Genomic DNA, 19,104 nt, shown 5'->3' with positions numbered 1-19,104 from the left:
ATGGAGGTCGACCCGGACGAGGCGCTGTGTGAACCGTCGCCGCGCCCGGGTCCGATCGCCGAGTTGTATCCGGCCAGGGAGGTCCCGCTCGGCGGGGTGCGCGGGGTGTACGTGGAACGCACACTGCCGCAACGGGATCTGCCGACCGTCGGTGCGTGGTGTTTCCTCGACCGGTTCGGTTCGGCCGCCGCGACCGAGGCCGGCGCCTCCCCCGACATCCTGCCGCACCCCCACATCGGCTTGCAGACGGTGACCTGGCCGCTCGACGGCCGCATCCGGCATCGCGATTCGGTGGGCTCCGACGTCGAGATCGAGCCGGGACAGCTGAACCTGATGACCTCCGGTCGCGGCATCGCGCATTCGGAGTTCGGCGTGCCCGGCGCCGAAGCGGGCCACGGCCTCCAGTTGTGGATCGCGCTGCCCGGCACCGCCACCGGCATCGACCCGCACTTCGAGCAGCATCGCGAACTGCCGACCTACGCGGCGCCGGGACTGCGCGCCACCGTGCTGATCGGCGCGCTGGGCGGTGTCGCCTCACCCGCGAAGGCCTACACACCGATCGTCGGGGCCGACATCGTGCTCGATCCCGACGCCGAGGTGTCGCTCCCGCTGGATCGCGCGTTCGAGCACGCCGTGCTGGTGATCGAGGGCACGGTGACGATCGACGGCACCGAACTCACCCCGGGGCCGCTGCTGTATCTGGGCACCGACCGCGCCGAACTGCGCCTTTCCAGCTCCGACGGCGCGCATTTCGCGCTGGTCGGTGGCGAACCCTTCGCCGAGGAACTCGTGATGTGGTGGAACTTCGTCGCACGCAGTCACGAGGAGATCGTCGATGCCCGTGCGGCGTGGGAAGCCCGCGATACCAGTCGCTTTCCCACCGTCGTCGGCCATTCCCCCGACGAGCGGATACCCGCCCCGCCCCTGCCTCCGTTGCGTTTGAAGCCGCGCAAGCGAGCGACCGGCTGCACTCACCTCTGACCCGGGATCAGACCACGCGGGAACCCGATGCGGGCTCCCCGGCGCCGCATCGGGTTCGCGCGTTCAGCGACCGCCGGCCAGCAGGGCGTCGAGGGCGCGGTAGCTGTCGTTGAGGCCGACCTCCATGCCCGAGTCGAGCATGCCGGCGCATTCCTCGGCCGTGTGGAAGATGCTGTCGGTGGCGACCCTGGTGCGGCCGTCGCCGAGATCGGTGAAGGTGGTCGAGTCGATGCTGATGTGGGCGGGCATGCCGTCCCATTCGAAGGACTGCACGATGCGTTCCTTCGGGGTGATCTCGCGGAAGCGGCCTTCGAATCCGTAGGACTCGTCGCCGTCGTGTTCGACGAACCGCCAGTGCCCGCCCTTGCGGAACTCCCAGCGCTCGACGTCGACTACGTGTCCACGACCCCACCAGCGCGAGAGCTGCTCGATGCGGCTGTAGGCGTCCCACACCCGGTCCAGCGGCGCGTCGAAATCGCGTTCGATGTGGACTTCGCGGTCCGAGGTGGAGGTGATGACCGCGTCGTTGGTGGTTGTACTCATTGCTCTGGCTCCGTTCGTTGCAGGAATTCACCGAGACGGTCCATCCGGGCCTCGAGCATCTGCCGATAACCCTGCATCCAGGCCACCTCACGATCGAAGACGCGCTCGGAGATGCGGCAGTAGCGCACCCGCCCACGCTTCTCGGTGACCACCATGCCCGCGTCCTCGAGCAACCCGATGTGCTTCTTGATGCCGGTCAGGGTCATCTCGAACCGCTCGGCCAACTCGCTGATACTCGCGGGCCCACGTCCGAGCTGCTCGAGGATGCCCCGCCGTGTGGGGTCCGCGAGCGCCCCGAACGAGGCGTCTAGGAAGTCATACTGAACCATCTAGTTCAGTATTATGCAGCGGTCCCATCCGGTCAAGGCCCTTTCGGCAAAACCCTGGACGTGCCAACGGATTAACTACTACGCTTTGTCGTAGAACGTGGTGGGAAAATCATCGAGGGGGAAGAACTCATGGACAAGACCGCATGCTGCATCGTCGGCGGTGGCCCCGCGGGCACGATGGCCGGACTACTCCTGGCCAGAGCCGGTGTCGAAGTCACCGTGCTGGAAAAACATGCCGACTTCCTCCGGGATTTCCGCGGCGACACGGTGCACCCCTCGACCGTGCGGCTGATCGACGAACTGGGGCTCGGCGCCGAGTTCGCCAGGTTGCCGCGCTCCGAGCTGACCCGGATGTGCATGTACGCGGGCGACCGCATGGTGGTCGCCGCCGATCTCACGCGGATTCCCGGCAAGTACCGCCACATCGCCATGGTGCCGCAATGGGACTTCCTCGACCTGCTGACCAGCGCCGCCGCCGAAGAACCGTCCTTCACGTTGCGCATGCGCGCGACCGCGATCGGGCTGATCGAGGAGGCGGGCCGGGTGGCAGGCGTGCGCTACCTCGATGCCGACGGTGCCGAACACGCGTTGCGCGCCGATCTCGTGATCGCCTGCGACGGACGCGATTCCGTGACGCGCGAGGCCGCGGGCCTGCGTCAGCGAATGGAGGACGTGCCGATGGACATGTGGTTCTTCCGCGTCCCCAAAGCGGTGGACGATATCGACGGCGGAGCTGTGCAGGCCCGCTTCACCAGCGGCAACTCCGCGGTGGCCATCGATCGCGGCGATTACTACCAGACCGGCTACATCATCGAGAAGGGCTGCGACACAGCGCTTCGCACCGCGCACGACGTGGGGTGGCTGCGTGATCGCGTCACCGAACTCTTCGGCTGGTCCACCGAGGCGACGGCGGCGATCCGGACCTGGGACGACGTCAAGCTGCTCGAGGTCACGGTGGGCATGCTCGACCGGTGGTATGTGCCCGGCCTGCTGTGCATCGGCGATGCCGCGCACACCATGTCACCAGTCGGTGGGGTCGGGGTCAACCTCGCGGTGCAGGACGCCGTGGCGGCCGCGCGCATCCTGGCGCAGCCACTGCTCGACGGCACCGTGCAGACAGCCGACCTGGAAAAGGTGCAGCGCAGGCGGATGCTGCCCGCGAGCTTCACCCAGCGATCCCAGCGTGGCGAGCACGACATGCTCATCGGGCCCGCGCTGCGGGGAACCCTGCACACCGCGCCCCTGCCGCTGCGCGTCGTCGACGCCGTGCCCGCGCTCGCCGGACTCACCGCCTACCTCGGCGGCATCGGCCTGCGCCCCGAGCACGCACCGGAGTTCGCGCGACGTCCACCGACCGGCGCCGAACCGTCGAGCGCGACACGCTGATCCGCCCTACCGCCCAGCCGGCGCTCGACTTTCCGAAACGGGCCACAACGGCTAGGTTTGCCGCGACGAACGGGACTAATCGGACCGGATTGAGCAGCAGGAGGCTTGCGGGATGAGGATCGGCACTGGGGTCGGGGCGGCACTGCTCGCGCTGGGGGTCATCGTGGCGGCGGCCGGAAACGGGCACGCCGAGCCCACTGCGGTTGTCGCCGAACAGCCGACCCCGGCACCTTCGCTGCGTGGGGTGGACAAGGGCCTGAACTACCAGGTGAGCGCGACCGACGATCGGCGCGCGGTGGTCACCAGCATCGACACGGGGCGGTTCCAGCTCGTCCACGACGCGAAAGTTGTCGCGGTGACCGATGAATCGGGTGCCGTGCTCGCCGCGCTGCCGATGGTCGTGCGCGTCGGCGAGCACGCGGTGCCGCTCACCCCGTCGATCGACGAGAAGGGCACCAGCCTGACTCTCACCCCGATCAGCGAATCCACCGCACCGGTGCGCGACATCAGCGCACAGGAACGCTTCTTCGCCGAAACCCAACGCCTGCAGCCGAAGATCATCGAGGGCGCCGCCATCGGGGCAGCCATCGGTTTCGTTCTCGGCTTCCCGCTCGGCCTGTTCATTCTGGACTTCATCACCGTCCCGGTCGCCACGGTGGCGGGCGCGGCGATCGGCGCGCTCGCCGGGTACGCCTTGGCAGGTGGTCAGCCCGCGATCGACACCGCGCTGGCCTATGTCACCGGGGCGCCCTGATCGCCTATCGCGTTGTAGGGCTGAGTAGCTGGGTACCGATCACGCGCAGTAGCGCCATCTTCTCCGCCGCGTCGGTGCCGGGGCGCGGCAGGTAGACGAGCAGTCGCTGGGCCGCGTTCGGGGTGAGCAGGGTTTCGCAGATCGTATCGATCAGACCGATCTCCGGGTGCAGGAACTGTTTGGTGTCGGAGATCCGCACGGCCACTTCGTGTTCGTTCCACAGCTCTTCGAATTTCTCGCTGGTGCTGCGTAATTCGGCGATGAAACTACTGACCTCGGCGTCGTCGGCCCGGCGTGCCGCGGTGGCGCGCAGATCGGCCACGTGGCTGCGGCTCATCCTGGGCCAATCCGATTCGGGGAACAGCGTTCTGGCCGATGGATCGGTGAACCAGCGCCAGGAGTAGAAGCGGTCGAGGCCGCGGCGGGTGCTGTGGTCGCCCGCCAGCAGGCTGTGCATGCGGTTCTGCACGAGGACCTCGCCGAGATCGGTGATCACGGCGGCGGGGATGTCGTCGAGTTTGTCGAGCATGTGCAGCAGTCCGGGACCGACATGCTTGTCGCGCAGCCCGCGGTCCGGGGATTGATGGCCACACAGGTGGAACAAGTGGTCGCGTTCATCGGCGCTCAGCCGGAGCGCGCGGGCCAGCGCGGCGAGCACCTGGGTGGACGGGCGTGGACCGCGGGCTTGTTCGAGCCGGGTGTAGTAATCGGTCGACATGCCGGTGAGCAGGGCGACCTCATCGCGGCGCAGGCCGGGGGTGCGTCGGCGCACGCCGGGCGGCAGGCCCACGTCGGCGGGGGTGAGCAGTTCCCGGTGACGGCGCAGGAAGTCGGCCAGCTCGGATCGGTCCATCTCTCCATGGTGCGCGCCGCGGCGCCGCCCAACCAGGGACCGGCGATCCCCCGATGAACGATCTCTGCCGCGGTCCGCGCTCGCGCCGCAGGCTCGAAGCATGACGAACTCACAGATCCCCACCGTCGCGCTCGGCGAGACCGGCCCCCGCGTCAGCCGCATCGGCCTCGGCGCCATGGGAATGTCGGGCATGTACGGCGCCTCCGACGACCGTGAATCGACCGCGACCGTGCACGCCGCCATCGACGCGGGCATCGATCTGATCGACACCGGCGACTTCTACGGCGCAGGTCACAATGAAATGCTGATCGGCAAGGCCATCGCCGAACGCGCCCGCGAGGACGTGGTGCTCAGCGTGAAGTTCGGCGCGCTGCGCGGGCCGGGCGGGACGTGGGGCGGATTCGACGGGCGCCCGGCCGCGCTCCGCAACTTCCTCACCTACACGCTGACCCGGCTCGGCGTCGACCACATCGACATCTACCGGCCCGCGCGGCTCGATCCCGACGTGCCGATCGAGGACACCGTCGGCGCCATCGCCGAACTCGTCGAGGCGGGATACGTGCGCCATATCGGACTCTCCGAGGTCGGTGCCGACACTTTGCGACGTGCCGCCGCCGTGCATCCGATCGCCGATCTACAGATCGAGTACTCGCTCATCTCGCGCGGCATCGAGAAGGAAATCCTCCCGGTCGCAAGGCAACTCGGCACCGGCATCACCGCCTACGGTGCGCTCTCGCGTGGGCTGCTCAGCGATACCTTCCGAAGCGGTGGGCCATCGGAGGTCGGCGACTTCCGCGCGCACAGCCCGCGGTTCCAGGGCGACAATCTCACCCGGAACCTGCGATTGGTCGAGGCGCTCGCCGATATCGCTGCTACGAAACAGGTTTCGGTCGCACAGTTGGCGATCGCGTGGGTGCTGAGCCGAGGTGCCGACGTGGTGCCGGTCATCGGCGCGCGGAGCCGCACTCGCCTCGACGAGACGCTCGGGGCGCTCGCGATCTCACTCACACCGGACGAACTGGCCGTGATCGAAGCGGCAGCGCCCGCCGACGCCGTCGCGGGCGAGCGCTACGCGGCTGAGCAGATGGCCGTGCTGGACAGCGAACGCTGATCGCGTCGCCCGTCTCCGCTAACGTTGACAGGAGAAGTCCGCACGGGTGGGTGGTGATGAGAGTGGTGTTCGACCCGCTGGCCGATATCGAACGCGCCCTGGCCGAACAGGCCGGGTGGACGTGGTTCGACGACTACCTGCTGTACACGTGCGGGGTGGCCGATCTGCTGGCGCGCGGTGAGGTCGCGCTGATCCCGCACACGGCGACGCGGGTGCGGATCGAGCCCGGTGAGGTCGGCCTGGCCGAGGGCGCGGTCAACTGGTACACGTGGCGGACGACGGGCGATGGCAGCCGGACTCGTCGTCAGGTTCCCGTCGCCGGTCCGGCCCCGATCGCCGCGGCCGCGCAGTTGGGCAACGCGGTCGCGAACCGGACGCGACGCACGCAGGCAGCGGCTGCCGCGCAACCGCGCTGGGTGGCCGAGCGGGCCGGGTCGGTGATGATCTCGGACCGGCGGTTGCACCTGACCAACCCCGAACGGTCGTTCTCGCTGTACTGGTCGGCACTCGAGTCCATCGACCTCACCGCGCCGGATCGGATCGGCTGCCGGTTCCCCGACCGGGAAGGCAAGCTGCAGCAGATTCAGGTCCAGAGTCCCTGGGCCGTACTGCTTTTCGTCACTGCCGCGCTGCAACACTTTCCGCATCATCCGCTGTTGAAGACCGGCACCTGGCTGCCCGCTGGTTTCGAGGACAAGTGTCATCTGGCGGGGAAGAAGTGTCCGAAGGTCCGGTAGGCGCGCAGTCGACACGACCGTACCGCCGGGCAATCGAAACCCGGCGGTACGCCTCGACTGGAGCTAGCCGATGCGCGTGAACAACCGGCCGGCCAGGTCGACTCCGACCACCGCGCCGTGCTCGTCCCGGCTGAAGTACCCACGCTGACCGACGAAAGCTCCTGAGGTGATGATGTATTCGTCACCAGTGCCCGGCAGCAGGCCGAACTCGAACGGCGCGTGGTCGGGCGGGAGTTCCTGGTCGGCCGCGCGCAGCTCCGGCTTGATCCTGACCTCGAGGACCAAACTCGACGGGGTCGCGGTGATGTCGAAGGTCATCGCGTCGATTTCGTAGCGGCCGAGCAGTTCCGCGGCGGACGTGGCGTCGAAGGGCAGCGGCGTCGGGTCCACGTCGTCGATGCCGAGGTAGTGCGCGAGGACCCAGCGGACGATCCGCTGGTTGCAGGCGATGCCATCGGGACCGGCGTTGGCCATCACGACCACCGCGAAGTCACGTTCGGGGACGAGAAGCAGTTCGGCGAACTGCCCGAAGCCCGAACCGCCGTGGCCGATGGTGCGGACACCGTCGATGTCTCGAACGAACCAGCACAGGCCGATCGCGTCACCGAGCGAACTGGCCCGCAGCTGCACGGTCGGCTCCTGCATGCGGGTGAGCAGGTCGGCCGGCAGCACGTCGCCCTTCCCCAGGTGCACACGCATCCACCGCAACTGATCGGCGACGGTCGTGGCCAGGCCACCGCCGGGATTGTTGGCGCGGTTGCCCTTCCACGGCCGCACGACGCTCACTTCGTGGTCGGCACCGAGTTCGTGGCCGATCGCGAAGCGGCGGGTGATGACGTCGGAGAGCTGAAAGACGCTGTTGTTCATGCCGACCGGCGCGAGTACGAGGTCATGGACCGCGCTCTCGAAACTCTGTCCGGTGACGGTTTCGATGACCCGGCCGAGGAGGTTGAAACCGGCCTGGCTGTAGGAGGAGCGTTCGCCGGGCTTGCCGATCGGCGGGAGATCGCTCAGCCGGCGGGCGAACTCGGCGAGCGCGTCGTCACCCTCGCCGGTGTCGACGAGAAGGTTCCAATCCAGGCCCGCGGTGTGGTTGAGCAGGGCTCCTACGGTGATGTCGATCGATGCCGTGAATTCCGGAACATACTGCTGAACAGTCGCGTTCAGGTCGATTCTGCGCTCGGCGACCAGCCGCATCAGCGCGGTCGCGGTCACCGGTTTGGTGATCGAGCCGGCGGCGAACAGGGTGTCGGGGGTGATGGGAAGCGGGTTGTCGATGCCGGTGACGCCGTGCGTCGCGAAGATCTCCTGACCGTCGGCGAAAACGCCGACGGCTAGGCCTGGGATGCCGAATTCGGTGGCGGTAGCGGCGGTGAACTGGGCGAGATCGGACATGATTCTTCTCCTTGCTTGCTGTTTCAGGAAAGGGCGAGGGCGGCGAGGCCGAAGATGGTGCCGCCGAAGACGGTGATGTTGCGCAGCGTCTGCAGCCGCCAGGTCCAGGCGGGGAAGCCGGATTCGGCGGCCGCGAGCAGTGCGGGAACGTCGATGCGGATCAGTTCGGGATCAGCCTTGCGGCCGAACGCGGCGCGCACCGAGCTCACGGCGGTGTGATTGCTGTAGACGATGACGGCGTTGCCGAGCAGCACCAGCGTCAACAGCACCCAGTTCAGCGGCCGGGCGACGGCCAGGTCAGCGAGATTGACCCCGGCGAGCGCGATCATGATCGCGGCGATGCTCAACGGCGCGGCGCTCTCATGGCCGCTGGCGTCGAACCGCATGCCGTTCTCGGTGAGCGCGGTGGTACGCACGCCCTGCCGGGCCAGCTCGGACTCGGCGGTGGCCATGGCGGCCGCGCCGTAGCGATTGCGCACGATCGGCATGCTCACGAATGCGGCGGCGATAGCGAGGTCGATGGTGGCGAGGAGGACGTTCATGCTGGTCAATCCCTTCTTGAACTTTGTAAAAGTACAATAGCCCGCGACTTGAACTAAGTGCAAGAGATTTCTTGAACTTTGTGAAAGTGCCAGGTGAGCCCCTATGGTTGGGGCATGCCGCGTGAGACATTGACCCGCGAACAGATCGTCGCCACCGCGATCGAGCTACTCGACGAAGAAGGCCTGGACGGGCTGAACATGCGCAGCCTCGGCAAGCGGCTCGACTCCGCGCCGACCGCGATGTACTGGCATGTGAAGAACAAGGACAACCTGATCCGCCTGGCCGCCGACGAGACCTGGGGCGAAATCGCCCTGCCCGATCCCGGCTCGCCCGACTGGCGCGCGGCCGCCGAACAGCTGGCTCGCGGGTTGTACACAACCATCACCAGCCATCCCTGGCTGGCACAGGCCCAGTCGAGCTACCTGCTCTACGGGCCGAACAAGGCTCGCCACGATGAGGTCTCGCTCACGGTGTACGAGAACGCCGGGTTCGTCGACGACGCGGCCGACCAAGCGATGGGGGCGGTGTTCACGCTGATCCTCGGCAGTGCCGCCGGCACCGCGGCCGACGTGTCACTGCGGCGGCGGCTCGGGCGCGGAGATCGCGATCCAGCGGTCGAATTGCAGGCCGCGCTCGACGAGGCAAGCGAGATCGCGCAGCCGTACCCGCGGCTGCGGGCGCGGCTCGAGCGTGCCGATATGGATACCCTCACGGCCGTGGCGAGTTTCGAGTTCGGACTCGCGGCTTTGCTCGACGGGCTCGCGGAACGGCTGCCGAGCGGCTAGATCGTGGCAGGTTCCGCACGCCGGATCGCGTTGCGGCGGACTACTTCTGGCGCGCGCGGTATGCGGCGACGGCGTTGCGGTTGCCGCAGGCGGTGCTGCAATAGCGGCGGGAACGGTTGCGAGACAGGTCGAGTACCAGCCCCTCGCAGTCGGCATCGGCACAGATCGACAGGCGGCTCATGTCGTCGGCGCGGATGAGATCGATCATCGCCATCGCGGTTTCGACGGCGACGCGGACCGGGAGTGGGGCTTGCGGCGGGACCGCGTGCACGTGGTAGTCGACGTCGCCGTGGCGGACCAGCTGCGGCACCGCGCGGTGCTCGGCGAGGGTCTTGTTCACGAGCGTGACGGCGGCATCGCGGTCACTGGTGAGCATGGCGCGTAGCGGCGCGCGCAAGGCCCGGACAGCGGCCAGTTCCGCGGGGTCGCCGGTGTGCACGCCCGTGTAGACGTGTCGTTCGAAGAACTCGGCGAGCTGGGCCGTTTCGGTCAAGGTGTCGGGATCCTCGGCGGAATTGACCAGTTCGACCGCCGCCAGCAGGGCCGCTTCGGTGTCATGAGCAAAAACCACATTGACATATTACCGCAGGCTGCTTACCGTCATTAGTCATGGCGACTTTGACTCATGACAGCACGATCCGGATGCGATCCGGGCTGCTGCTCGCGCTGGCGTCGGCCACCTCGTTCGGTCTGTCCGGTCCGCTCGCGCGCGGGCTGATGAACGCGGGGTGGAGCGCGGCCGCCGTCGTCGCCGCACGGGTCATCCTCGCCGGGGTGGTGCTCCTGCCGCTCGCGCTCCCCCAGCTGCGAGGCGACTGGAAACTGGTGCGTGCCAACGCGAGTCTCATCGGCGCGTACGGGCTGGTCGCCGTGGCAGGCACGCAGCTCGCCTACTTCAACGCCGTCGCGCACATGGAAGTCGGCGCCGCGCTGCTGATCGAATACACCGCGCCGATCGCCGTGGTGGGCTGGTTGTGGGTGCGCCACCGGCAGCAGCCGGGCGCGGCCACGATCGGCGGCGCGGTTCTCGGCATCACCGGGCTGCTCCTCGTCCTCGATGTGGCCTCGGGCCTGTCGGCCGATCCGGTCGGCATCGCCTGGGCCATGGCCGCGATGGTCGGCGCCGCAGCCTATTTCGTCCTCTCCGCCCAGGGCGGCGACCTCCCCGGCACCGTCCTGGCCTGCGGCGGCCTCCTGATCGGCGGCCTCACCCTGATCCTGGCAGGCCTCGTGGGCATCGTCCCCCTACGCGCCACCACCGAACCCGTCGTCTTCGCCGACTTCACCACCCCCTGGTGGATCCCCATCCTCCTCATCGGCATCGTCACCGCCGCCATCGCCTACGTCACCGGCATCGCCGCCACCCGCCGCCTCGGCTCCCGCCTGGCCTCCTTCGTCGCCCTCACCGAAGTCCTCGCCGCCCTGATCTTCGCCTGGATCCTCCTCGGCGAAGCCCCCCGACCCATCCAACTACTCGGCGGCACACTGATCCTCATCGGAGTAGTCACCGTCCGCCTCGGCGAACCCAGCGCCCCCGCCCTCGGCGACCCCGAGACACCGGCCGACACCCGCACCGACGCCATCTCGCTGACGCGGCCTGAACCCTGATCCGCCGGGCATGACAACACTCATTCCGTCACACTGCCCGACCCGACATACGGACCAGCAGCGTCGTGCTGAAATCGACTTGTCGAGCGCTTGCTATCGACTGGGCGGGATGTGAGCGACGAGTGGTTCAGCCAAGCGGGCGAGGTCCTTACATACCGCAGCAGGCTCGCGGTCGACGGTGTCCCACAGTTCGATGCTGACACGGCCGGTCGGGATGCCGTTCTTCGTGCCGAAAGGTGTGTCGAACCCGAGCTCGCAGTAGCCGTCGTCGACGTCGGCACCAGCGCCACCGAAGGCCTTCGCCACCATGAGCGCGGGCCGATCTCGGATCTTGATCGGTCGCGGCGTCGGGTACCAGCCGTAGTGGCTGTAGTACACCTCATGAAACGGTTCCGCGCCCGCCAAGATCTCGACCGTGTACCCGTCGCCGTGCCATCGACATCTGCCACCGGTGCCGTTCTCCTTCTTCGACGGGTCCAATCCTGCAGCGGCAATGGCAGATTCAGGGATACCGCACGGGTTCCACACGGGCACAGGTACTGCGGTAGTAGTCACACTGGGAGGAGCGGTCGAAGTAGACGGTGGTTCACTCGTCGCGACGGGCAGGCTTTCAGGCAACTCACGGGCAAGATCGGCGAGGATCGCCTCGGCACCCGAGCTCAGGTCGTCACGCATGGTCAGCGACCTCCAGACCGGAGGCGTCGCACCGCCACTCCAATCCATCCCGGATGTGACGACCTCGAGGCTGACGTTACCCAGCACCGCGGTCGCCCAGCTCCGCATCGCGCCGGCTTGATCCTGGTCCCTGATCATCGCGTCGTCGCCGATTCCGTCGAGCCTGCGCGGCGCGCTGAAGTGCTCACGCTCAACGGCATTCGACGCCATCGGCGGCCTCGTGATGTGAATCTGCGGCAGCAGAACCGGACCCCGGCTCAGCTCGATAGTCACGGTGCGCAGCAGCGGTCCAGCAACAGGCATGACATCACCGGCGGGGACCGGGTCGGCATCGAAGCTCACCGTACAGATCAGCTCGTTCGCGCGGAGCGGCGTTCCGATGTCTGCGGCCTGCAATCGTGCGTCCGGGTCGTCCAGATACCCAGCGAACCGACCTAACGCCTCCCTTACCGCCCCGTCCACCGCCTCGCATGACGAAGGCAACGCCGAATACGACCGGACTTCGGGGACAGCACTTCCCGTCGTACCACCGCCCCCGATCGAGCAACCCGCTGTGAACACCAAGGCGTACAACGCTATTAGGTACGGACGCGAAGGCAGGAACACCCGCAACAACTACCACAGCCGACCTCTGGAAGCACTGCCTCGTGGGCCTACGCGCAAATCCTCGGCGGGCGCGTCGACAGCGTCAGGCTCGTGCCGCACGCGGCCGGGATCACCAGCGGTAGTCGAGGAATTTGCCGTCCAGGGTGATGACGACGCGGTCGCCGTCCGGGTGGGGGCGGCGGGCGATGTCGATGTTGAAGTTGATGGCGCTCATGATGCCGTCGCCGAATTCCTCGTGGATGAGTTCTTTGAGGGCGGGGCCGTAGACCGAGACCGCTTCGACGAGGCGGTAGATGGTCGGGTCGGCCAGTTTTTCCGGGTCGGCGCCGCGGGAGGGCTGGAGGCGCAGGCTTTCGGCGACCGTGTCGTCGAGATCGAGCAGGGTGCAGACGGCGGCGGCCTGTTCCTCGGTCATCGGGTGCTGGCCGAGCAGGGCCGCCGTGGTCCAGACGAGCGGCGCGCCAATCGATTCCGCGATGCCTGCCCACGTGAGACCCTTGCGGATACGGGCGGCGACGATGAGGTCGGCGGCGGCGGACTTGCTCAGGATCGGTTGCATGCGGGCTCCTAGGTCGGGGTCGCCGCCAGCCTGCCATCTCGAACCACTCCCCGCCATAGTGGAATACCACTATTTACGCGAGGGCAACCTCCGGTGATCGCGCGGCAACCTCGACAGCGAAAACTCCTGAGCCAGAGCAACTACGAAGGGGTTTTCATGTCCTATCTCAAACCGGCGGACTTCGTCGAGAAGATGATCGACGCGGGCGAAGCCAAGGCGTTCATGTCCACCCGCGACACCGTGATCCGCGCCTACATGGCGGGTGCGATCCTCGCCCTCGCCGCCGCCTTCGCGGTGACCATCACCGTGAACACCGGCGAACCACTGCTCGGAGCCGTGCTCTTCCCCGTCGGGTTCTGCATGCTCTACCTGCTCGGATTCGACTTGCTCACCGGCGTTTTCACGCTGGTACCGCTGGCCTTGATCGACAAGCGCCGCGGTGTCACCGTGCGCGCGATGCTGCGCAACTGGGGGCTGGTCTTCGTCGGCAACTTCGCCGGGGCGTTCACCGTCGCGGTGATGATGGCCATCATTCTCACCATGGGCTTCTCCGTCGACCCCAGCGCCGTCGGCGAGAAGCTCGGCGAGATCGGCGAATCCCGAACGCTCGGCTACGCCGAACACGGCGGTGCGGGCATGCTCACGCTGTTCATCCGCGCCGTGCTGTGCAACTGGATGGTCTCCACCGGCGTCGTCGCCGCCATGATGTCGACCTCGGTGTCGGGCAAGGTGATCGCGATGTGGATGCCCATCATGCTGTTCTTCTACATGGGCTTCGAACACTCCATCGTCAACATGTTCCTCTTCCCCTCCGGCCTCCTCCTCGGCGGCGACTTCTCCCTCGCCGACTACCTCATCTGGAACGAAATCCCCACCGTCGTAGGCAACCTCGTCGGCGGCCTCACCTTCGTCGGCCTGACCCTCTACGCCACCCACGCCCGCACCGCCCCGTCCCGCCGGCAACCCGAACCCGCAGACTCCGTTGTGGCGGAATGAAGTTCGCCGAGAAGGCGACCACTACCGGTCGCGGTACTCCGCTTCTGCGATCTTCAGCTCCGTACCCGGCATCATGATCGTCAGGAGGGCGGTGTCCGGATTCCAGGTGGCTGCGACGTCGCCTGCGGGGTAGGGAATTTCGTAGAACAAGCCGCGATTGGGCGCGATTCCGACATGGATCACGTACTCGGTGGCCAGCAGCCCTGGCGTTGTTCGGTGGTACACGCAGTACGACCTGCCAGGGTCCGGGCGGCAGCTGACTACTACCTGGTCCGACATCACGCTGGTGGCGACTTGATAGGCGGTGAACGCCGACGCGAGCACACCGATCACCGCGAGCGCGACGACGACTATCTGAGACTTCACACAGCGACTGTACGCACGAAAACGGCCCCCGCTCTCGAAAGAGCGGGGGCCGACAATCTGTTGCCTACCTATTGCTTAGCGGTAGTCGCTGAAGCCGTAGTCGTCCAGCGGCACTGCTGCGCCGGTGGAGGAGCCGAAGCTGTCCGGGGAGTAGTAGGTGTCGTAGTAGGACGGCACCGCGCACGCAGCGGCACGAGCCGAGTGACTGAAAAGGGAACACGCTGCCAGATCAGGGAACGACGTTGAGGTAGTCAAGGCCCGCCGTGCGGACGGCACGGAAGTGGTGGTCGGCTGTGGCGATGTCGCGAATGTGTAGGCGCTCGGCGACAGCGATCACCGACGCGTCGGCCGCTCCGAGCGGGAAGTCGGCGAACTGCTTCATCAACTCGACGATTCGGGTTGAGTCCGCCGAGTCGAATTCCTCGCGGAAGAGCGCGTCACGCACCGTCTCCATGAACTGAATCTCGGCTTCAGCTCCAGCGTACTTCTGCAGGAGATATGTCACCTCAGCGACGATATAAGGCGTCACGACAAAGTCATCGGTTCTGGATGACAGGAACGCCTTCATCTCGGCGTGCCGTTTGTCCTTGCGGTTCATCACCGCGACAAGCACATTCGCGTCGACGATGAGTGTCACTGTGCATCGAACAGATCGTCGTCCATACGCTCGCTGAGATCTTCCGGACCGTCGAAGGACGGCAGCGCCGCCAAACGATCTGGCGCGTTGTCCTTGACCAGCCGCAACAATGCTTCGCGCGCGGCAGGGGCCGTCTCGGGTCGGAGTTGTTCGACCAGACGGTGCAGCTCCGGGTAGTGATCATAGGCCGCGGTCATGAGTCCAACGATACCGAAGTCGCGTGACCCCGGGACGACGAACGCCCCGCTCCCTGGTAGGAGCGGGGCGTCCATGTTCACGGACTAGCGGTAGTCGCTGAAGCCGTAGTCGTCCAGCGGCACTGCTGCGCCGGTGGAGGAGCCGAAGCTGTCCGGGGAGTAGTAGGTGTCGTCGTAGGACGGCACCGCGTACGCCGCGGCACGGGCTTCTTCGGTCGGCTGCACCTGGATGTTGCGGTAACGGTTGATACCGGTACCGGCCGGGATGAGCTTACCGATGATCACGTTCTCCTTCAGGCCGATCAGCTTGTCGGAGCGGCAGTTGATGGCCGCGTCCGTCAGCACTCGGGTGGTCTCCTGGAAGGAGGCCGCCGACAGCCACGAATCGGTGGCCAGCGACGCCTTGGTGATACCCATCAGCACGGGACGGCCGGAAGCCGGCTCGCGGCCTTCGGCCACCACGCGACGGTTCGAGTTCTCGAACTCGGCGCGCTCGGTGAGCGAACCGGGCAGGAACTCGGTCGCACCCGAATCGATGATCGTCACACGACGCAGCATCTGGCGAACGATGACCTCGATGTGCTTGTCGTGGATCGACACACCCTGCGAGCGGTAGACCTCCTGGACCTCGTGGACCAGGTGGACCTGCACCTGACGGGGACCCATCACGCGCAGCACCTCGTGCGGATCGGCAGCGCCCTCGAGCAGCTGCTGACCCACCTCCACGTGGTCACCGTCGGCCAGCAGACGCTCGGAGCCGTCGTCGTGCTTGAACACCCGCAGACGCTGACGCTTCGAGAGCTTGTCGTAGACGACTTCTTCCGACCCGTCATCAGGGATGATCGTGATCTTGTAGAAGCGGTCGTCGTCCTCGAGACGCACCCGACCCGAGACCTCCGCGATCGGCGCCTTGCCCTTGGGGACACGGGCCTCGAAGAGCTCCTGAACACGCGGCAGACCACCGGTGATGTCGTCGCCCGCGACACCACCCTGGTGGAAGGTACGCATGGTCAGCTGGGTACCGGGCTCACCGATGGACTGGGCCGCGACGATGCCGACGGCCTCGCCGATATCGACCAGCTTGCCGGTGGCCATCGAACGGCCGTAGCAGGTGGCGCAGACACCGGTGCCGGTGGTGCAGGTCAGCACGGAGCGGACCTTCACCTCGGTGATACCGGCCTCGAGCAGCGCCTCCAGCGCGGGGTCGCCGAGGTCGGCGCCCTTCGCCACGATGACGTTGCCCTTGGCATCCACCGCGTCGGACGCCAGGGTCCGGGCGTAGGTGGAGGTCTCGACGTGCGCGTCACGAATGATCGTGCCGTCGGCCAGCTTCTCCGCGATCGGCACCAGGATGCCGCGCTCGGTGCCACAGTCCTCTTCGCGGACGATGACGTCCTGCGACACGTCGACCAGACGACGGGTCAGGTAACCCGAGTCGGCGGTACGAAGCGCCGTGTCGGCCAGACCCTTACGAGCACCGTGGGTGTTGATGAAGTACTCGAGCACGGTCAGGCCCTCACGGAACGAGGACTTGATCGGACGCGGGATGAACTCACCCTTCGGGTTCGTCACCAGGCCCTTCATACCCGCGAGGGTACGGGTCTGGGTGAAGTTACCCGTCGCACCGGAGTCGACGATCGTGATGATCGGGTTGTCCGGCGGGTAGTGGGTACGCAGCGCGGCGCCCACTTCCTCGGTGGCTTCCTGCCAGATCTTGACCAGGGCGTTGTTGCGCTCCTGGTGATCGAGCGCACCACGCTGGTACTTCTTCTCGATCAGGTCCGCCATGGTCTCGTAGCGTTCCATGATCTCGGGCTTCTCCGGCGGAACGAGCACGTCCGACATGGAGACGGTGACACCCGAACGCGTGGCCCAGTAGAAGCCTGCGTCCTTGAGCTTGTCGACGGTCTGCGCGACGACGATCATCGGGTAGCGCTCGGCCAGATCGTTGATGATCGTGGCCTGACGCTTCTTCGGCATCGGCTCGTTGATGAACGCGTAGTCCGCCGGGAGCAGATCGTTGAAGATCACCCGTCCGAGAGTGGTCTCGGCCAGCCACGCTTCGCCGCGCTTCCAGCCGTCCGGGAACAGCTCGCTCTCGACATCACGCGGCGGGCGCTGCTCGGTCAGTCGCACCTTGATGGTGGACCGCACGGTCAGCTCGCCACGATCGACGGCCATCTGTGCCTCGGCGGGCGAGGAGTACACGCCGTACTCCGGCTCGTCCTTGGCGGCGGCCTTGTAGGTGCCGACACCGTTCTCGTCGAGACGGGTCAGGTAGAACAGGCCCGTCACCATGTCCAGACGCGGCATCGCCAGGGGGCGACCCGACGCCGGGGACAGGATGTTGTTCGACGACAGCATCAGGATGCGTGCCTCGGCCTGCGCCTCCGCGGACAGCGGAAGGTGCACGGCCATCTGGTCACCGTCGAAGTCGGCGTTGAACGCCTCACACACGAGCGGGTGCAGCTGAATGGCCTTGCCTTCGACCAGCTGGGGCTCGAAGGCCTGGATGCCGAGGCGGTGCAGGGTGGGCGCGCGGTTCAGCAGCACGGGGTGCTCGGCGATGACCTCTTCGAGGACATCCCACACCTGTGCGCGCTGACGCTCGACCATCCGCTTGGCGGACTTGATGTTCTGCGCGTGGTTCAGATCCACCAGACGCTTCATGACGAACGGCTTGAACAGCTCGAGCGCCATCAGCTTCGGCAGACCACACTGGTGCAGCTTCAGCTGCGGGCCGACGACGATGACCGAACGGCCCGAGTAGTCGACGCGCTTGCCGAGCAGGTTCTGACGGAAACGACCCTGCTTGCCCTTGAGCAGATCGCTCAGCGACTTCAGCGGGCGGTTACCCGGTCCGGTGACCGGACGGCCACGACGGCCGTTGTCGAACAGTGCGTCGACCGACTCCTGCAGCATCCGCTTCTCGTTGTTGACGATGATCTCGGGCGCACCCAGATCGATCAGTCGCTTGAGGCGGTTGTTGCGGTTGATCACGCGGCGGTACAGGTCGTTCAGGTCGGAGGTGGCGAAACGGCCACCGTCGAGCTGAACCATCGGACGCAGCTCCGGCGGGATCACCGGAACAGCGTCGAGCACCATGCCCATGGGCGAGTTGCCGTTGGTCTGGAAGGCCGCGACGACCTTCAGACGCTTGAGCGCGCGCAGCTTCTTCTGACCCTTGCCGGAGCGAATGGTCTCGCGCAGGCTCTCGGCCTCGGCGTTGATGTCGAAGTTCTCCATCAGCTTCTGGATGGACTCCGCACCCATGGCGCCGGTGAAGTACTCGCCGTAGCGGTCGACGAGCTCGCGGTAGAGCACCTCGTCGACGATGAGCTGCTTGACCGACAGCTTGGTGAAGGTCGTCCAGATCTCGTCGAGACGGTCCAGCTCACGCTGCGAGCGGTCGCGCAGCTGACGCATTTCGCGCTCGCCGCCGTCCTTGACCTTGCGACGCACGTCGGACTTGGCGCCCTCGGCTTCCAGCTCGGCCAGGTCGGCTTCGAGCTTCTGCGCGCGGGCCTCGAGGTCGGCGTCGCGCTGATCGGCGACAGCCTTCTTCTCGACCTCCATCTCGGCTTCGAGCGTGGAGAGCTCGTTGTGACGCAGCTCCTCGTCGACACCGACGATGACGTAGGCGGCGAAGTAGATGATCTTCTCGAGATCCTTCGGCGCCAGGTCGAGCAGGTAGCCCAAGCGCGACGGAACGCCCTTGAAGTACCAGATATGCGTAACCGGAGCGGCCAGCTCGATGTGGCCCATCCGCTCACGACGCACCTTGGCGCGAGTCACCTCGACGCCACAGCGCTCACAGATGATGCCCTTGAAGCGGACGCGCTTGTACTTGCCGCAGTAGCACTCCCAGTCCCGGGTGGGACCGAAGATCTTCTCGCAGAAGAGCCCGTCCTTCTCCGGCTTGAGCGTGCGGTAGTTGATGGTCTCCGGCTTCTTCACCTCGCCGAAAGACCACTGGCGGATGTCATCGGCGGAGGCAAGGCCGATCCGGAGTTCATCGAAGAAGTTGACGTCTAGCACGTAAC

General features: G+C 66.6%; 20 protein-coding genes. 8 read left to right on the top strand and 12 right to left on the bottom strand.

The genetic code is table 11. The annotated features are described in order from the left end of the window. Positions 1-981: a pirin family protein gene (locus tag ACFWPK_RS05075; RefSeq protein ID WP_378913472.1), complete on the top strand. Its 981-nt coding sequence runs from the start codon at positions 1-3 to the stop codon at positions 979-981. 63 nt (positions 982-1,044) lie between these two features. On the opposite strand, the gene ACFWPK_RS05070 is transcribed toward ACFWPK_RS05075, so the two are convergent. Then, positions 1,045-1,524, bottom strand: a complete 480-nt coding sequence (locus ACFWPK_RS05070) for an SRPBCC family protein (RefSeq protein WP_378913260.1) — start codon at positions 1,522-1,524, stop codon at positions 1,045-1,047. Continuing rightward, on the bottom strand, positions 1,521-1,853 hold the full coding sequence (locus ACFWPK_RS05065) for an ArsR/SmtB family transcription factor (protein ID WP_378913259.1): 333 nt from the start codon (positions 1,851-1,853) through the stop codon (positions 1,521-1,523). The genes ACFWPK_RS05070 and ACFWPK_RS05065 overlap by 4 nt, the downstream gene beginning before the upstream one ends. A 129-nt stretch (positions 1,854-1,982) precedes the next feature. Between ACFWPK_RS05065 and ACFWPK_RS05060 the strand changes: the two genes are divergently transcribed. Further along, the gene (locus ACFWPK_RS05060) at positions 1,983-3,239 is read left to right on the top strand and encodes an FAD-dependent oxidoreductase (protein ID WP_378913257.1); all 1,257 of its coding nucleotides are present in this window, start codon (positions 1,983-1,985) and stop codon (positions 3,237-3,239) included. Positions 3,240-3,351: 112 nt separating this feature from the next. Then, complete coding sequence (locus tag ACFWPK_RS05055) at positions 3,352-3,993, top strand: hypothetical protein (RefSeq protein ID WP_378913256.1); 642 nt, start codon at positions 3,352-3,354, stop codon at positions 3,991-3,993. Between the two features lie 4 nt (positions 3,994-3,997). Here the strand turns inward: ACFWPK_RS05055 and ACFWPK_RS05050 are convergent, their stop codons facing one another. After that, complete coding sequence (locus ACFWPK_RS05050) at positions 3,998-4,846, bottom strand: helix-turn-helix transcriptional regulator (protein WP_378913255.1); 849 nt, start codon at positions 4,844-4,846, stop codon at positions 3,998-4,000. Positions 4,847-4,946: 100 nt separating this feature from the next. Here ACFWPK_RS05050 and ACFWPK_RS05045 point away from each other — a divergent pair, with 100 nt between their 5' ends. Together ACFWPK_RS05045 and ACFWPK_RS05040 are read left to right on the top strand one after the other, a co-directional pair. Continuing rightward, positions 4,947-5,957: an aldo/keto reductase gene (locus tag ACFWPK_RS05045; protein ID WP_378913254.1), complete on the top strand. Its 1,011-nt coding sequence runs from the start codon at positions 4,947-4,949 to the stop codon at positions 5,955-5,957. A gap of 56 nt (positions 5,958-6,013) precedes the next feature. After that, positions 6,014-6,694 carry a hypothetical protein gene (locus ACFWPK_RS05040; RefSeq protein WP_378913253.1) on the top strand — a complete coding sequence of 227 codons (681 nt, stop codon included), beginning with the start codon at positions 6,014-6,016 and terminating at the stop codon, positions 6,692-6,694. Positions 6,695-6,757: 63 nt separating this feature from the next. On the opposite strand, the gene ACFWPK_RS05035 is transcribed toward ACFWPK_RS05040, so the two are convergent. Together ACFWPK_RS05035 and ACFWPK_RS05030 are read right to left on the bottom strand one after the other, a co-directional pair. Then, a complete protein-coding gene (locus tag ACFWPK_RS05035; protein WP_378913252.1) occupies positions 6,758-8,089 on the bottom strand; it encodes a serine hydrolase domain-containing protein in 1,332 nt (443 codons plus the stop codon). Between the two features lie 23 nt (positions 8,090-8,112). Continuing rightward, a complete protein-coding gene (locus ACFWPK_RS05030) occupies positions 8,113-8,631 on the bottom strand; it encodes a hypothetical protein (protein ID WP_378913251.1) in 519 nt (172 codons plus the stop codon). Positions 8,632-8,745: 114 nt separating this feature from the next. Here ACFWPK_RS05030 and ACFWPK_RS05025 point away from each other — a divergent pair, with 114 nt between their 5' ends. After that, positions 8,746-9,417, top strand: coding sequence for a TetR/AcrR family transcriptional regulator C-terminal domain-containing protein (locus tag ACFWPK_RS05025; RefSeq protein WP_378913250.1), 672 nt, complete (start codon positions 8,746-8,748; stop codon positions 9,415-9,417). A gap of 40 nt (positions 9,418-9,457) precedes the next feature. Here ACFWPK_RS05025 and ACFWPK_RS05020 read toward each other — a convergent pair whose 3' ends face one another. Next, positions 9,458-9,988 carry a CGNR zinc finger domain-containing protein gene (locus ACFWPK_RS05020; protein ID WP_378913249.1) on the bottom strand — a complete coding sequence of 177 codons (531 nt, stop codon included), beginning with the start codon at positions 9,986-9,988 and terminating at the stop codon, positions 9,458-9,460. Between the two features lie 38 nt (positions 9,989-10,026). Here ACFWPK_RS05020 and ACFWPK_RS05015 point away from each other — a divergent pair, with 38 nt between their 5' ends. Then, complete coding sequence (locus ACFWPK_RS05015; RefSeq protein WP_378913248.1) at positions 10,027-11,025, top strand: DMT family transporter; 999 nt, start codon at positions 10,027-10,029, stop codon at positions 11,023-11,025. A 93-nt stretch (positions 11,026-11,118) separates the two neighbouring features. On the opposite strand, the gene ACFWPK_RS05010 is transcribed toward ACFWPK_RS05015, so the two are convergent. Together ACFWPK_RS05010 and cynS are read right to left on the bottom strand one after the other, a co-directional pair. Beyond that, positions 11,119-12,042, bottom strand: a complete 924-nt coding sequence (locus tag ACFWPK_RS05010) for a DUF3558 family protein (RefSeq protein ID WP_378913247.1) — start codon at positions 12,040-12,042, stop codon at positions 11,119-11,121. A 373-nt stretch (positions 12,043-12,415) separates the two neighbouring features. Continuing rightward, complete coding sequence (gene cynS / locus ACFWPK_RS05005; protein ID WP_378913246.1) at positions 12,416-12,865, bottom strand: cyanase; 450 nt, start codon at positions 12,863-12,865, stop codon at positions 12,416-12,418. A gap of 156 nt (positions 12,866-13,021) precedes the next feature. Between cynS and ACFWPK_RS05000 the strand changes: the two genes are divergently transcribed. Beyond that, positions 13,022-13,861 (top strand): formate/nitrite transporter family protein, encoded by an 840-nt coding sequence (locus ACFWPK_RS05000; RefSeq protein WP_378913245.1) that lies wholly within the window; start codon positions 13,022-13,024, stop codon positions 13,859-13,861. 21 nt (positions 13,862-13,882) lie between these two features. Here the strand turns inward: ACFWPK_RS05000 and ACFWPK_RS04995 are convergent, their stop codons facing one another. The 4 genes from ACFWPK_RS04995 to ACFWPK_RS04980 form a co-directional block, all read right to left on the bottom strand. Continuing rightward, a complete protein-coding gene (locus ACFWPK_RS04995; RefSeq protein WP_378913244.1) occupies positions 13,883-14,227 on the bottom strand; it encodes a hypothetical protein in 345 nt (114 codons plus the stop codon). A gap of 229 nt (positions 14,228-14,456) precedes the next feature. Next, positions 14,457-14,864 (bottom strand): type II toxin-antitoxin system VapC family toxin, encoded by a 408-nt coding sequence (locus ACFWPK_RS04990; RefSeq protein ID WP_378913243.1) that lies wholly within the window; start codon positions 14,862-14,864, stop codon positions 14,457-14,459. After that, positions 14,861-15,061, bottom strand: coding sequence for a hypothetical protein (locus ACFWPK_RS04985; protein ID WP_378913241.1), 201 nt, complete (start codon positions 15,059-15,061; stop codon positions 14,861-14,863). Before ACFWPK_RS04985 ends, ACFWPK_RS04990 begins: the two co-directional genes overlap by 4 nt. An 84-nt stretch (positions 15,062-15,145) precedes the next feature. Then, positions 15,146-19,099 carry a DNA-directed RNA polymerase subunit beta' gene (locus ACFWPK_RS04980; protein WP_378913240.1) on the bottom strand — a complete coding sequence of 1,318 codons (3,954 nt, stop codon included), beginning with the start codon at positions 19,097-19,099 and terminating at the stop codon, positions 15,146-15,148. Positions 19,100-19,104: the final 5 nt, after the last annotated feature.

The sequence above is a fragment of the Nocardia sp. NPDC058519 genome, assembly GCF_042719755.1.
Taxonomy (GTDB): domain Bacteria; phylum Actinomycetota; class Actinomycetes; order Mycobacteriales; family Mycobacteriaceae; genus Nocardia.
Note: the sequence above shows the minus strand (reverse complement) of the source record. Positions and strands in the feature narration are given on the sequence as shown.